General features: G+C 68.6%; 14 protein-coding genes and 2 tRNA genes. 7 read left to right on the plus strand and 9 right to left on the minus strand.

Going from position 1 to position 12,527, the window contains the following annotated elements; genetic code table 11:
• Nucleotides 1–14 precede the first annotated feature (14 nt).
• From AC0NZN_RS02210 to AC0NZN_RS02225, 4 genes are all read right to left on the minus strand, one after another.
• On the minus strand, nucleotides 15–734 hold the full coding sequence (locus AC0NZN_RS02210) for an ATP-dependent Clp protease proteolytic subunit (RefSeq protein WP_474590627.1): 720 nt from the start codon (nucleotides 732–734) through the stop codon (nucleotides 15–17).
• Nucleotides 735–762: 28 nt separating this feature from the next.
• Complete coding sequence (locus tag AC0NZN_RS02215) at nucleotides 763–1,347, minus strand: ATP-dependent Clp protease proteolytic subunit (protein ID WP_474590628.1); 585 nt, start codon at nucleotides 1,345–1,347, stop codon at nucleotides 763–765.
• Nucleotides 1,348–1,501: 154 nt separating this feature from the next.
• The gene (tig, locus tag AC0NZN_RS02220) at nucleotides 1,502–2,929 is read right to left on the minus strand and encodes a trigger factor (RefSeq protein ID WP_474590629.1); all 1,428 of its coding nucleotides are present in this window, start codon (nucleotides 2,927–2,929) and stop codon (nucleotides 1,502–1,504) included.
• A 71-nt stretch (nucleotides 2,930–3,000) separates the two neighbouring features.
• Nucleotides 3,001–3,074: transfer RNA gene (locus AC0NZN_RS02225), tRNA-Pro, on the minus strand.
• A gap of 147 nt (nucleotides 3,075–3,221) precedes the next feature.
• On the opposite strand from AC0NZN_RS02225, the gene AC0NZN_RS02230 reads away from it, so the two are divergent.
• A tRNA-Gly gene (locus AC0NZN_RS02230) sits at nucleotides 3,222–3,295 on the plus strand.
• Between the two features lie 37 nt (nucleotides 3,296–3,332).
• Here the strand turns inward: AC0NZN_RS02230 and AC0NZN_RS02235 are convergent.
• Together AC0NZN_RS02235 and AC0NZN_RS02240 are read right to left on the minus strand one after the other, a co-directional pair.
• The gene (locus tag AC0NZN_RS02235) at nucleotides 3,333–4,532 is read right to left on the minus strand and encodes a site-specific integrase (protein WP_474590630.1); all 1,200 of its coding nucleotides are present in this window, start codon (nucleotides 4,530–4,532) and stop codon (nucleotides 3,333–3,335) included.
• A complete protein-coding gene (locus tag AC0NZN_RS02240; RefSeq protein ID WP_474590631.1) occupies nucleotides 4,532–5,191 on the minus strand; it encodes a hypothetical protein in 660 nt (219 codons plus the stop codon). The genes AC0NZN_RS02235 and AC0NZN_RS02240 overlap by 1 nt, the downstream gene beginning before the upstream one ends.
• An 84-nt stretch (nucleotides 5,192–5,275) precedes the next feature.
• Here AC0NZN_RS02240 and AC0NZN_RS02245 point away from each other — a divergent pair, with 84 nt between their 5' ends.
• The 5 genes from AC0NZN_RS02245 (at nucleotide 5,276) to AC0NZN_RS02265 (ending at nucleotide 9,422) form a co-directional block, all read left to right on the plus strand.
• The gene (locus AC0NZN_RS02245; RefSeq protein ID WP_474590632.1) at nucleotides 5,276–5,506 is read left to right on the plus strand and encodes a hypothetical protein; all 231 of its coding nucleotides are present in this window, start codon (nucleotides 5,276–5,278) and stop codon (nucleotides 5,504–5,506) included.
• A 123-nt stretch (nucleotides 5,507–5,629) separates the two neighbouring features.
• Nucleotides 5,630–7,426, plus strand: coding sequence for an AAA family ATPase (locus AC0NZN_RS02250; RefSeq protein WP_474590633.1), 1,797 nt, complete (start codon nucleotides 5,630–5,632; stop codon nucleotides 7,424–7,426).
• 225 nt (nucleotides 7,427–7,651) lie between these two features.
• Nucleotides 7,652–7,897 (plus strand): hypothetical protein, encoded by a 246-nt coding sequence (locus AC0NZN_RS02255; protein ID WP_474590634.1) that lies wholly within the window; start codon nucleotides 7,652–7,654, stop codon nucleotides 7,895–7,897.
• A 219-nt stretch (nucleotides 7,898–8,116) separates the two neighbouring features.
• Nucleotides 8,117–8,419, plus strand: coding sequence for a hypothetical protein (locus AC0NZN_RS02260; RefSeq protein WP_474590635.1), 303 nt, complete (start codon nucleotides 8,117–8,119; stop codon nucleotides 8,417–8,419).
• 16 nt (nucleotides 8,420–8,435) lie between these two features.
• The gene (locus AC0NZN_RS02265; protein ID WP_474590636.1) at nucleotides 8,436–9,422 is read left to right on the plus strand and encodes a hypothetical protein; all 987 of its coding nucleotides are present in this window, start codon (nucleotides 8,436–8,438) and stop codon (nucleotides 9,420–9,422) included.
• 65 nt (nucleotides 9,423–9,487) lie between these two features.
• On the opposite strand, the gene AC0NZN_RS02270 is transcribed toward AC0NZN_RS02265, so the two are convergent.
• From AC0NZN_RS02270 to AC0NZN_RS02280, 3 genes are all read right to left on the minus strand, one after another.
• The gene (locus AC0NZN_RS02270; protein ID WP_474590637.1) at nucleotides 9,488–9,997 is read right to left on the minus strand and encodes a hypothetical protein; all 510 of its coding nucleotides are present in this window, start codon (nucleotides 9,995–9,997) and stop codon (nucleotides 9,488–9,490) included.
• A gap of 157 nt (nucleotides 9,998–10,154) precedes the next feature.
• Nucleotides 10,155–10,511, minus strand: coding sequence for a hypothetical protein (locus AC0NZN_RS02275; protein WP_474590638.1), 357 nt, complete (start codon nucleotides 10,509–10,511; stop codon nucleotides 10,155–10,157).
• Between the two features lie 38 nt (nucleotides 10,512–10,549).
• On the minus strand, nucleotides 10,550–11,185 hold the full coding sequence (locus AC0NZN_RS02280) for a hypothetical protein (RefSeq protein ID WP_474590639.1): 636 nt from the start codon (nucleotides 11,183–11,185) through the stop codon (nucleotides 10,550–10,552).
• A gap of 427 nt (nucleotides 11,186–11,612) precedes the next feature.
• Here AC0NZN_RS02280 and AC0NZN_RS02285 point away from each other — a divergent pair, with 427 nt between their 5' ends.
• Nucleotides 11,613–12,515: an alpha/beta fold hydrolase gene (locus AC0NZN_RS02285; RefSeq protein WP_474590640.1), complete on the plus strand. Its 903-nt coding sequence runs from the start codon at nucleotides 11,613–11,615 to the stop codon at nucleotides 12,513–12,515.
• Nucleotides 12,516–12,527: the final 12 nt, after the last annotated feature.

Genomic DNA, 12,527 nt, shown 5'->3' on the forward strand with positions numbered 1-12,527 from the left:
TGCCCCGCCGCGGTTCACTTCGAGATGGCCGCCTGGCCCCGCTTGCGGGTCGTCAGGACCTGGTCGACCAGGCCGTAGTCGACCGACTCGGACGCCGACAGGATCTTGTCGCGGTCGATGTCCTTGTGGACGTCTTCGATCGAGTGGTTGGAGTGCTTCGACAGCGTCTCCTCCAGCCACGTGCGCATGCGCATGATCTCGTTCGCCTGGATCTCGATGTCCGAGGCCTGACCGTGGCCCGCCTCGCCCATCGCCGGCTGGTGGATCAGGATGCGCGCGTTCGGCAGTGCGAGACGCTTTCCCGGCGCACCGGCCGCGAGCAGGACGGCGGCCGCCGAGGCCGCCTGACCCAGGACGACCGTCTGGATCTGCGGCGACACGTACTGCATCGTGTCGTAGATCGCGGTCATGGCCGTGAACGAACCGCCCGGCGAGTTGATGTACATGATGATGTCGCGGTCGGGGTCCTGGCTCTCCAGCACGAGCAGCTGGGCCATGACGTCATCCGCCGACGCGTCGTCGACCTGCACGCCGAGGAAGATGACGCGGTCCTCGAACAGCTTGTTGTAGGGGTCCTGGCGCTTGAAGCCGTACGCTGTGCGCTCCTCGAACTGCGGCAGGATGTAGCGGCTGTTCGGCATCTGCAGTCCCTGGTGGCGCGCGCCCGCGAGCCGGGGGTCTGGGGCGGAGCCCCAGTGGGCGCTGCTCGGCATCCCGAAGGTCGGAGTGTTCATTCCCTGTCTCTCTCTTTCCCTCGTCGCCTTACTTGGAGGTTCCGCCGCCGCCGATGACGTCGACGGCGGACTCGCGGATGTGGTCCACGAACCCGTACTCGAGCGCCTCCTGCGCGGTGAACCACCGGTCGCGGTCGCCGTCGGCGTTGATCTGCTCGACGGTCTTGCCCGTCTGGGCAGCGGTGATCTCGGCGAGCCGCTTCTTCATGTCGAGGATCAGCTGCGCCTGGGTCTGGATGTCGCTCGCCGTGCCGCCGAAGCCGCCGTGCGGCTGGTGCAGGAGGACCCGCGCGTTCGGCGTGATGTAGCGCTTGCCCTTGGTGCCTGCGGTCAGCAGAAGCTGACCCATGGATGCGGCCATGCCGATGCCGACGGTGACGATGTCGTTCGGCACGAACTGCATCGTGTCGTAGATCGCCATGCCCGCGGTGATGGAGCCGCCGGGCGAGTTGACGTACAGGTAGATGTCCTTCTGCGAGTCCTCCGCCGCGAGCAGCAGGATCTTCGCGCAGATCTCGTTCGCGTTGTCGTCGCGCACCTCCGATCCCAGCCAGATGATGCGGTCCTTCAGCAGCCTGTCGAACACACTGGTTGCGACAAGGGGTTCAGCCATGAGAGCTCCCGTTCGTTACGTGGGTTCGAATCTACCGGCGCGGCGCAGGCGATCCGCCCGTGTTCGCCCTGGGCAGAGTGAAGCCCGCCGAACAGCCGCCGGAGACGACGAGAGGGTGGATGCGAGTCGCATCCACCCTCTCGTTCTCGAGTCGTTACTCGGCCTTCTTGGCGCGCGACTTCCGCGCGGGCTTCGCCGCCTCGGCCTCTTCGGCCGCGACGATCTCGTCGGCGTCGGCCGCGGCATCCGCGAGCTCCTGCGCCTCCTCGACGACCTCTTCCTCGGCCTCGGCCTCGGTCTCGTCGGCGGTGGCGACGAACCCCGTCAGGTCGACGGCCTTGCCGTCGGTGTCGACGACGTTCACGGTGCCCAGAGCGACCGCGAGGGCCTTGTTGCGGGCGACCTCGCCGACGATCGCCGGCAGCTGGTTGCCCTGCTGCAGCGCGTTGATGAAGTCCTGCGGCGCCATGCCGTACTGGGCGGCCGACTGCACGATGTACTGGGTCAGCTCGTCCTGCGACACCTGCACCTGGTGGCGCTCGGCGATCTTGTCGAGCAGCATCTGCGTGCGGAACTGCTTCTCGCTGGCCTCGGTGACCTCGGCGCGGTGCTCGTCGTCCTCGAGGCGCCCCTCGGACTCGAGGTGGCTGTGCACCTCACCCTCGACGAACTGCGGCGGCACCGGGATGTCGACCTGCTCGAGCAGCTGCTCGACGAACTTGTCGCGCGCGGCCGACGCCTGGGTGAACACACCCTGCTCGCCGACCCGCTCGACGAGGCTCGCACGGAGCTCGGCGATGGTGTCGAACTCGCTCGCGATCTGAGCGAAGTCGTCGTCGGCCTCGGGGAGCTCGCGCTCCTTGACCGCCTTGACGGTGACCGAGACCTCGGCCTCCTCGCCGGCGTGGTCGCCGCCGATGAGCGTCGAGCGGAACGTCGTGTCCTCACCCGCGGTGAGCGAGTCGATGGCCTCGTCGATGCCCTCGAGCAGCTCGCCCGAGCCGAGCTCGTACGAGACGCCCTCGGCGCGGTCGATCTCGGCGTCGTCGATAGTGGCGACGAGGTCGAGCTCCACGAAATCACCCGTGGATGCCGGGCGGTCGACGGTGACGAGCGTCCCGAAGCGCGCGCGCAGGCGGTCGAGCTCGGCGTCGACGGCGGCCTCGTCCACCGGGACGGCGTCGACGGTGAGGGTGGTGCCCTCGTAGTCGGGCAGCTCGAACTCGGGGCGGACGTCCACCTCGACCTCGACCTTGAGGTCGCCCGAGAAGTCCTTCTCGCTGGGCCACTCGATGACATCGGCGCTCGGGCGGCCGACCGCGCGGACGTCGTGGGCCTCCATCGCCTCGCGGTAGAAGGCGTCCAGGCCGTCGCTGACGGCGTGCTCCAGAACGGCGCCGCGGCCGATGCGCTGGTTGATGATCGGGGCGGGAACCTTGCCCTTGCGGAAGCCGGGGACCTGCACGTCCTGCCCGATGTGCTCGTACGCGTGATCGATGCTGGGCTTCAGCTCGTCCGGGGTGACCGTGATGTGGAGCTTCACCCGCGTGGGGGTCAGCTGCTCGACGGTGCTGGTGACCATACCTGTTCGTTCTCCTCTGATTCCCGCACGCGGGCGCGGCGGCTGAGTCGGGGTCTGTGGGGCCGGTTGTGTCGGGGCGACAGGATTTGAACCTGCGGCCTCCCGCTCCCAAAGCGGGCGCTCTACCAAGCTGAGCTACGCCCCGGGCATGCATACGCGCGCGTACGCCGGAATCGGCCCCGGCAAGTCTAGCCGACACCGCCGAGCGGTTCCTGCGCACAGCCTGGCGGGCCGCGTCAAGGTCATGCGTCCGCATCCAGTAGACTCGTCCGCGGTGCGCTTGCGCGCCTGCGGGGCGGTAGCTCAATGGTAGAGCCTCAGTCTTCCAAACTGATTACGCGGGTTCGATTCCCGTCCGCCCCTCCACCAGAGAAACCCCCGGTCAGCCGGGGGTTTCTGCGTTCTAGCGCGTGCCATCCTCGAGTGCTCGGCGGTCTGTTCGTGCCACCCGCGTGCCACTAGTGCCCCCGAAAGCGTCGCCCGCGAGGGCATCCATCGCGCTCGCAAGGAGTGCGTTTCGCTCCTCTGCGACGTGCTGATAGACCATGGCTGCGGCCGTCGTGCGGTGCCCGGCGCGCGCCATGAGTTCGCGCGTCGTCGCGCCCGCCTGCGCGGCCGTCGTGAGGCTTGAGTGCCGCACGTCGTGCAGGTGGAAATGCGGCACACCGAGGCGCGTCGTCGCGGTCCGCCACGCGGTCTGAATCTGCGTGCGCGTGTACGGCTGCCCGCTGCCCTTCGTGAACATCGGCGAGCGTCCGAATCCCGACGTAGCTGCGAGGTGCTCGGCGAGCATCGCTGCGATCGTCGGCGGCAGCGTGACCGTGCGCGCGTGGCCGGTCTTCGTGGGCGTGATCTCGACCGCTCCCCCGATCTCGACGGCCTGGCGCTCGATGTGCAGGGCGCCGGTCGCCGGGTCGAAGTCGCCACGCTGCAGCGCCACGAGTTCGCCGAGGCGCAGGTGTGCGCCGAACATCGTTCGCAGCGGTGTCGCGTAGTGCTCGGGCATCGCAGCCACGATCGCCGCGAGGACATCGGGCGCGAGGTAGGGGCGCTCGGGCGCCTGCGCGATGCCTGCGCCGACGATGAGGCACGGGTTCTCGCCGATGAGCCGATCACGTACGGCGGTCGCCATGATCGAGCGCAGGAGCGCGTACGCCTGCCGAATGCGAGCATCCCCCGTCCCGCCGCGCTTCGCTGCACGTTCGGCCGTCTCGCGGCGCGCACGGCTGTACCAGCGGCGCACCTCGGCGGGCGTGATCGCTGACAGCGCCAGCGGTCCGAAATGCTCGAGGTCGCGCGCCACGAGATCGCGATACAGCGCCGTCGTGCGCGGTGCGAGCTTGCCGCGGGATCCGCCGTTGTCGATCCACTCGACCGCGTAAGCGCCGAACGCCTGCGCGCCGTCGCGATGATCGCGGTACACACCGCGCATCCGGTCCGCCTGCACGCCCGCGAGGTGATCCAGCGCTTCGCGCTTCGTGCCGAACGTGACCGGCGCCGTCATCGGGCGCCCCGCCTGATCGCGATAGCGAGCCTGCCAGCGTCCCGAGGGCAGCTGCCTAACGCTGCCGAACGCCTGCCGATTCTGTTTCCTGCCGCTCATCACTGCTGCTCCCCTTCGTTCCCTGTACGTGTGTCGATCGAGCCGCGCCCTCGGCTGCGCCCGGTCCGCCTGTCGCGCTCCTCCGGCGTGCGCGGAAAGCCTGCGAAGGGCTCGCGATCCGGCTTCGGCTGCGTGACCGCCGCTGCGTTCGCGGTCGTCGTCGGAATCGGCCGCGCGCCGTGCTCGCGCTCCCAGCGGCGCGCGTTCGCGCTGTACTGCTTCGCCCGGTCGCGGCCGACCTGCGCCGCGTCCGCGATGGCCGCGATGGCGGACCGGCCGTGCGCCTGCGCCTCGGCCGAGATCGCGAGGATCGCGCGGTGCCATTCGTCGCTGCCGCCTCGCGTGTACGGCGGCAGCGCGACCGGTCCACGCAGCCCGAGCAACGAGTCGAATGCGGCGTTAACGCGCCCGCTGCCAAGGCCGCTCCTGTCGGCGACGAGAGCGGCGATGCGCTGCGAGGGCACACGCGCGAGCCGCTCTGCCGTTAGGGCGATCGGCGCGGCGTTCGGATCGAGCGGCACGATGCGAAAACTCACGAGTGCCGGGCGGCCGTTGATGAGCGCGACCTCGACACCTTCGAAGCGGTGTTCCGGCCAGCCGTCCACGTTCCACACGACATGCCCTCGAGCGGCGTCGAGTTCGTACGTCGGCGACTTCATACCCCAACACTACACCACAGCCTGAGTTGGGGTGTAATACATCGCGCCAGGCTGGACCTGTCCGAAACGAAAGAGAGGGGCACCATGGCCGTGAACGTAGACCGCCCGACCGGACGCAAGCCGTCGGTACTCGATGCACAGGCAGCGCTCCGTGAGCGTGACTTCGTGGACGTGCCGACGCTGGCCGCCGCGACGGAACAGAGCATCCACGTCATCCGCGAGGCGATCGCACGGGGCGAGATTAAGACTGTGCGCCTCGGCCGGTCGATCCGCATTCCCACGGCGCCGCTGCGCCGCGCGTGGGGACTCGATTAGCCGTGACGAAGCCGCGACACGTCCGCGTAGCCGCGGCGCGTGAACGGGTCCAGCGAGCGAACGCGAACGCCCGATGGATCCGCCATGTCGAGAGCCTGCCCGAGCGCCGAGAGGAGGCGAATAATGCCGAGCGCGACCATATCCACGACGGCGTACGACCGACTGACTGAAGCGCTGCGCGCCCACGGCAGCCGCGTGCGCGAGCACGGCGGAGATCGAGCACTTGCACAGTGCCCCGCACACGACGACGGCGAAGCGTCGCTCTCGATCACTCACCGACCCGGCATGCCCGGCCGCGTCCTCGCATACTGCCACGCGGGATGCCAGACCGCCGACGTCGTCGCCACGCTCGGCCTCGAGTTGCGCGACCTGTACGACGGATCGCCCGAGCGGATCGCCTACCCATACGACAACGGCCGAACCGTCACGCGCGAGTATCCGCAAGGGGCGCGAGGCAAGCGCATCCGCCAGACGAACACCGATCGCCCCGCCGAGCTATGGCGCCTCGGTACAGTGCGCGAGGCCATCGCTGCTGGCGCTGACGTCTTCATCGCCGAGGGCGAAGAGGACGCCCTCACGCTCGACGCACTCGCGCTCGCGGCAGGCACGCAGATCGCTGCCACGACCGCGCCGCAGGGCGCAGCCAACTGGGGCAAGGTCGACTATTCACCGCTCGCTGGCGCGTGCGTCGTCATCGTCGCCGACAACGACCCGGCAGGCATGGCACGCGCCGTTGCTCTCGCCAATCACCTGCCGACCGTCGGCGCAGAGGTACGCGCCGTCATGACCGCGCCCGCGGGACTCAACGACGTAACGGATGCGCTCGCGGCGTGGACCGGCGCCGAGCCGATGACGCTCAACGATCTACGCGCCGAGAATATCGGCGACTACCTCACGCGTACGCAGCCGATCGAGGCCGAACACTCGGGGTCATCCGTGGATCTCGCCGCGGCATCGCGGCTGATCACGGGCGGCGGGTTCGTGCTCGACACGCCCGACCACGCATCCGCGATCTGGGGCGACGGCGAACGCGTCGCGTGGGCCGAGGGCGAATCCTGCATGATCTACAGCCCGCCTGGCACAGGCAAGACAACCCTCTCCGGATTGCTGCTGCGCGGCCGTCTCGGGCTTCAGCCGAGCGTGCTCGGCATGCGCGTACGCCCCGGCGCGGGTCGCGTCCTCTATCTCGCGATGGACCGGCCACAGCAGATCGCCCGAGCGCTGCGCCGCCAGTTCGACCCGAGCGAGCGGGATGCACTTGACGACCGCCTGACAGTCTGGCGCGGGCCGCTGCCCTCCGATCTCGCGAGTCAGCCGACGCTACTGCTCGACCTCGCACGAGCGGCCGAGGCTGACACCGTCATCGTGGATTCGCTGAAGGATGCCGCGGCGCGACTGGCCGAGGACGAAGGCGGCCGACAGTACAACCTCGCACGGCAGCACGCCCTAGCCGAGGGCGTCGAGCTGCTCGAGCTGCACCACGCCCGGAAGGCGACGTCAGAGGGGCGCAAGGGTCTCTCACTCGATGACGTCTACGGCTCGACGTGGATCACCGCAGGCGCCGGATCCGTCCTCGCGATCATCGGCGAGCCGGGCGACACGGCCGTAGAGATCCGCGGCGTGAAGACTGCACGCGGCGACGTCGGGCCGCTGCGCGTGACGGTCGATCGTGAGGCAGGCACCATGACGGCCGAGGCGACGCCGAGCGTTCTCGACGCACTGCGCGGACAGGGCGCACTCCTCGCGAAGGTCGTATCGCAACTCGTCCACGGACGCGACAACGTGTCCGCCGCCGAGGTCTCACGCACGCGCCGCGAACTCGAGCGCATGAGCGACGCGGGCGCCGTCGAGCGACTCCCGATCGCACCTATCGGCGGCGGCCCCGAACGGGTCGCATACCGGCTGCAGGAGGAGTCATGAGAACAGCCAAAAGCACGCACGCGAGCACGCACGCACGTTTTCCGCGCGACCACGCACGCGAGCACGCACGCCGACGCACGCACGCCGCGAATTCCGCGGAATCACGCTGCACGCGAGCACGCACGCACCCTGCACTACCGACCGACCGCCATGCACGCACGCAAGCGCCCCTCTTTAGAGAGGGCGTGCGCGTGTGTGGTCAGCATTCACGAGAGGACCAAACCGATGAACCGACGCACGCGCAGGCACCCGGCGCGACCCGCACCCGCACCGCTGGCGCCGCCGCCTATCCGGCACCTCGAGGGCTGGACGCTCGACCAGCTCGCCGAGGCGGCGGGCATCCCGAGAGTGCAGGCGCTGCGCGTTCTCATTCCAGAAATCGCCGCGGGCCGCATCGCAGAAATCCGCTGCGGCGGTCGAACGCTGTACGCCCGCGTCGGCGGCGGCTCGGTCAAAGAGATCGTGCGATGACGGCCACGCCGGCACCGCGCCCGTCGCTCGGGGCTCCACCCTCAGGTCCAACGACGTCCGTCGATCTAAGAGCTGCGCCGCGTGCTGCACCGGATCGACGCATCCCCGCGCCACCGCGGCTAGTGTGCGCCACGCTCGCGGCGGCAGGGCTCACAGTGTCCGACGCATGGTGCGTCGACTGGCTGCAGCGTGCAGCCGAACTCAGGAAAGGAACGAACGATGACGAGTGACGAGACGTCAGCTCGAGTGATCGAGGCGTGGACGGCAGCTCAGCTTGCGGCGGCGGCGGACACGCCGAATATCTCGGAGCTGGAGGCCGAGGTGATGCTCGACACAGCTACGGCGGAGGGCTACGCGGTGCGTCTCAGCTCCGGCGGCCATACGTTCTACATCGGCGCTCGCCTCGGTATCGTGCTCGAGACGCTCGGTGCCATGCCGGTGTCGCCTGTCGAGGTGGCTCGGATGCAGGCTCGCATCTACGAGGGACTGCACGCTGCGCGACGGGGTGGGCGCCGTGGCTGAGTCCCTCGGAATCACGATGGTGCAGAAGCGCACGCTCGCGGAGCGCATGCGCGACATGCACGAGCGCGAGAGGATCGCTGCCGAGCTGGCGCGCGACCTGCCCGCCGGTTACTGCTCAGCATGCGGCGGCATCGTCAATGCCGGGACGGGCACGCTCGCGAAACCGAACTCGTGGGCGTCGCCAGTCGAGCGCGGCGAATGGGATCGGCTCGATATCGAGCGCGTCGGGGACGGGCGGCTGCCGTTGTTCGGCTGGCGACGGCGGCATGCTGGCTGCCAGACCGCGGCTGACGTTGTCGCGGCGCTCGTCGGCGTTGATGTGTCCTCCGAGGTCGCGGCCGACGCGCTGGGACGCCTGAGGACGCCCACCCTGGCATGGGAGGCGTATCGCTCGAGCATCGCCGCGGACCTTGCGATGCGGTCGAACGTGCGGCCGTGGGCGCACGTCGACGCGCTCGCGCGCACACTGCTGCGCCGCGCCGTCGACAACGCCCGTGCGCAGGTCGAGCCGACGCGTTGCAAGGACGGCGCGTGCGCTTGGTGCGGAGTCTCGACGTCGATCGGTTGGCGATCCTGCCCCGAAACGTGGTCGGACGGGCGCTCAGCGCCCCTCTGCCGCGATTGCGCGGAGGTTTGGGATCTCCGTGCCCGGCCGCGCGATCGGGACGGCCTGCGGGCGTGCGCACTCGAAGCGCTCAGCGGCGCAACGTCCATCGGTTCGACCGGGCTCGGCATCCGCACGTATTGCGATCTCGCGAGCGATCGAGGTACGGGTACCGCCGAGCGGTGGGCATATGCGCCCGAGGCGCTTCCGTCGCTCCGCGAGCGTGCGCGGCTCACCTGGCCCCATTCGCTGCCCGGCGAGCTGGCGGCCGAGTACGGGCCGAAGGCGGCGCGGAAGCGCGCCGAAGCGCTCGAGGCTGCGGTGACCGCACTCGAACGCGACGTAACCGAAGCACGGTCCGCGGCGGCGGCCGCCGAGGGCTGGCCGACGACGGTCTAGAGACAGGCGCCCGCCCGCGCCGTAAGGGGCAGTGGGCGGGCGCCTCGCCGACGACCGGCGTGCAGTCAATCCAAGGGCTCGAGTGCGTCGGCCCGGCTGTGGTCATAGGACGAGTCCACAGGCAACACGTCGAGATCGATAACCTCGGCATCCTCGAGCATCTCGCGACCCGAGCGCCGGACAAGGGTTTCCACGATGCGGTCAAGCTCGACCTCGCCAGGCGTGATCTCGTACTTCGTCGGTGCGTCGAGCCCGTCGAGTTGGGCGGCACGATGGGCCACGGCCACCGCGGCGCGAGTCGCGCCAGCTCGCCCGTTCTCGACATCGCGCACGGCGAGCGGCCAGAGATACTCGAGACGATCGCGCCACATCGAGCGTAGCTCGGGCATCTCAGGCTTGGGCACCTTGCCGATGTAGTTACGCACCGCGCGCATGGCATTCTGCGGATTGGCGTAGCCCAGCGCCCGCGCGATCTGATCCCATGTGGCCCCGCGTACCCGCATCGCGTAGGCGTCGGCGACTCGCTGCATGGCCGAGGCGTAAGCCTTGTGTGTCAATGGAGTGTCATTGCCCATGATCCGAAAGAGTACCCCCGGGGGGTATGCGGTGCCGCGCGGAAACGCTCGGCGCGCCGCGGGCGCGCTTCACGAGTCCGACCAACCTAGGTGAACCCTCATGCTGCCGTCCGAGTCTCGGCGCGCCGTGGGGCTCATCGCGTGAGCGGTAGCGGCTCTACTGCGAAACCTTCGACCCACCCAGCTTGCTGATGATGTCGTTCTTCTCGCTTGACGCCAGCCATCGGTCACCGCCATAACTGACCATCTTCGAATCTCCGGTTCGGGCGAGGTAACGATTCTTGGCCTCATCGCTGTCGAACACGATGAGGAACGTTATGGGGTTTGAGCAGAGCAGGCCATGCGCCCCCTCGGAGAGCATGTTCTCGTCGACCTTCAATGGATGGGTGCAGTTGCCTCCCGCGTTCACGTACGCGCTCTTCATCGATTCCGCGGAGCTGTACGTCGTGCCGCCGCTGCATCCGGCCAACACAAGAGCGGTTCCCAAAACTGCAATGATCCCCAGGTTCTTCATACCCGGAGACTATCCATCAGATAGGACCCCAATGCCATTCAAAGCCTCGTCAACGCCGCGTTGGCGGGCTTCGACTCGTTATGCATGCGATTCAGCAACGCCTGACCACTCGTCGCCAGTCTCCCGTTGGCTGTACGCATCCACCGACCGCCGTTCGCATCGGTGAACTCGATCATCAATCCGGTCCGCACGTCCATGGCCTCGCCGCTGTATTCCGGCCCGGTCACGTACCAATCGCCCGGCGGGACCATCGTGTGCCAGACCGGCAGGCGGATCGGCTTGTCCGCAGGCCAGTGCCCCCAGGCGCCTGCATACGCGACAAGGACGTTGTGGATGGTCGATCCCGAGTCGTTGCGAATCACAATGATCGGGCGCTCATCCCAGGGCTGCTCCGTGACGCCATCGAGGTCGTCCGTTGCACCCGCCTGTGCCTGAAAGGCCACAGGGTGCAAGACGTTCCTTGGTATCCGTGGATCCATCTCTCCTGGCCACGCGGTGACGCGCGATGCTTCGGCGCGCTTGCCGTCACGCACTGCACGTCCCGCCACCCAGACGGAGAAGAACACCGCGAGAAGCGTCCCCAGCGCGGCGAGGGTGGACACCACAAGGGCCAACACGTCGAACCAGTCTCGAGTGATGTCCACCGGGATTGGGATGGGAAGCGCCATCAGCATGGACCGAGGCTAGCGGCTGGTCACGATCGGCTAGGTGCAAATCGTGTCCTAGTTGGATCCCGCCCGACCATGGCAATGCGGGGAGACGAAGAGCGAACTCGGCGACCCCGCAGGCCGAAACGGGTCACCTGGGGGTCTGGCTCTCAGACTCACGCGCGCGTGCCACCCGCGTGCCACAAGGAGTGGCATGAACCTGACTCAGCCCGACACAGGATGCAACGGAGCTTTGCGAGGCTGACCGGCCCTTCTTTGAGTTCGCGCGACACACCGCGAGCGCGTGCACCTGTCTTCCAAACTGATTACGCGGGTTCGATTCCCGTCCGCCCCTCCACGCTTTCTCCTCCTCCCGGACGCGCCTCTGGCGCGGGCGAGGCTTCCCACGGCAGACTGAGCAGGCATCGTCCCATGTCGCCCTGAGGGAGTCGTCATGAGCAGTCAGAAGTCCGCATCCCGCCCCGCTCAACCGCGGAAGGTGCCGCGCAAGCCGGCCTCCGGCCTGTCCGAGAGGTGGACGCGCATCGACGGCGTCGACGTCTTCTACCGCGAGTCCCCCGTCGTGCCGCAGGACCAGCGCGTGATGGCGCACATCCACGGCTTCGGGCTGTCGGGGCGCTACCTCCTGCCCACCGCCGAACGGCTCGCGGACCAGTTCCACACCTATGTGCCCGACCTGCCCGGCTTCGGCCGGAGCGGCAAGCGCAGGGACATGCTCGACATCCCGGATCTCGCACGGGCGGCCATCGACTTCTTCGACGATCGCGGCGTGGAGAAGGCGACCCTCGTCGGCAACTCGATGGGATGCCCGGTCATCATCGAGTGCGCCCACCGCTACCCCGAGCGCATCGACCGGGCGGTGCTCGTGTCGCCCGCGGGCGGGCTCTTCAATCAGCCGCTGCGGCGCGCGATGCGTCAGCTGACGGCGGACGCGCCGCGGGAGCCGCTCAGGATGGCGCGCGTCGCCGTCCCCGACTATGTCCGATTCGGGGTGCCCAGCACCGTGCGGATGTTCCGGTCGCTGACGCAGTATCCGACGCTGCAGCGACTGCTCGAGATGCACATCCCGACGCTCGTCGTGATGGGCCAGCGCGACCCGCTCCTCCCCCACGCCCACCGGGTCGACGAGATTGCGAGCCAGACCGACAGCCACGTCCTGGTCGTGCTGCTCGAGGGCGCCGCGCACGCCATCAACTTCAGTCACCCGGATCAGCTCGCTCACGTCATCCGCAGCTTCATGGACGACAGGCCGATCGAGAACGACCCGCAGTGGCCCGGGCACGTGCGCCTGTACGAGGTGCACCGCGGCAAGAACCATCCGCCGGCTCGAGCCTGATCCGCCCCCACC

Source organism: Microbacterium sp. sgz311019, assembly GCF_056135325.1.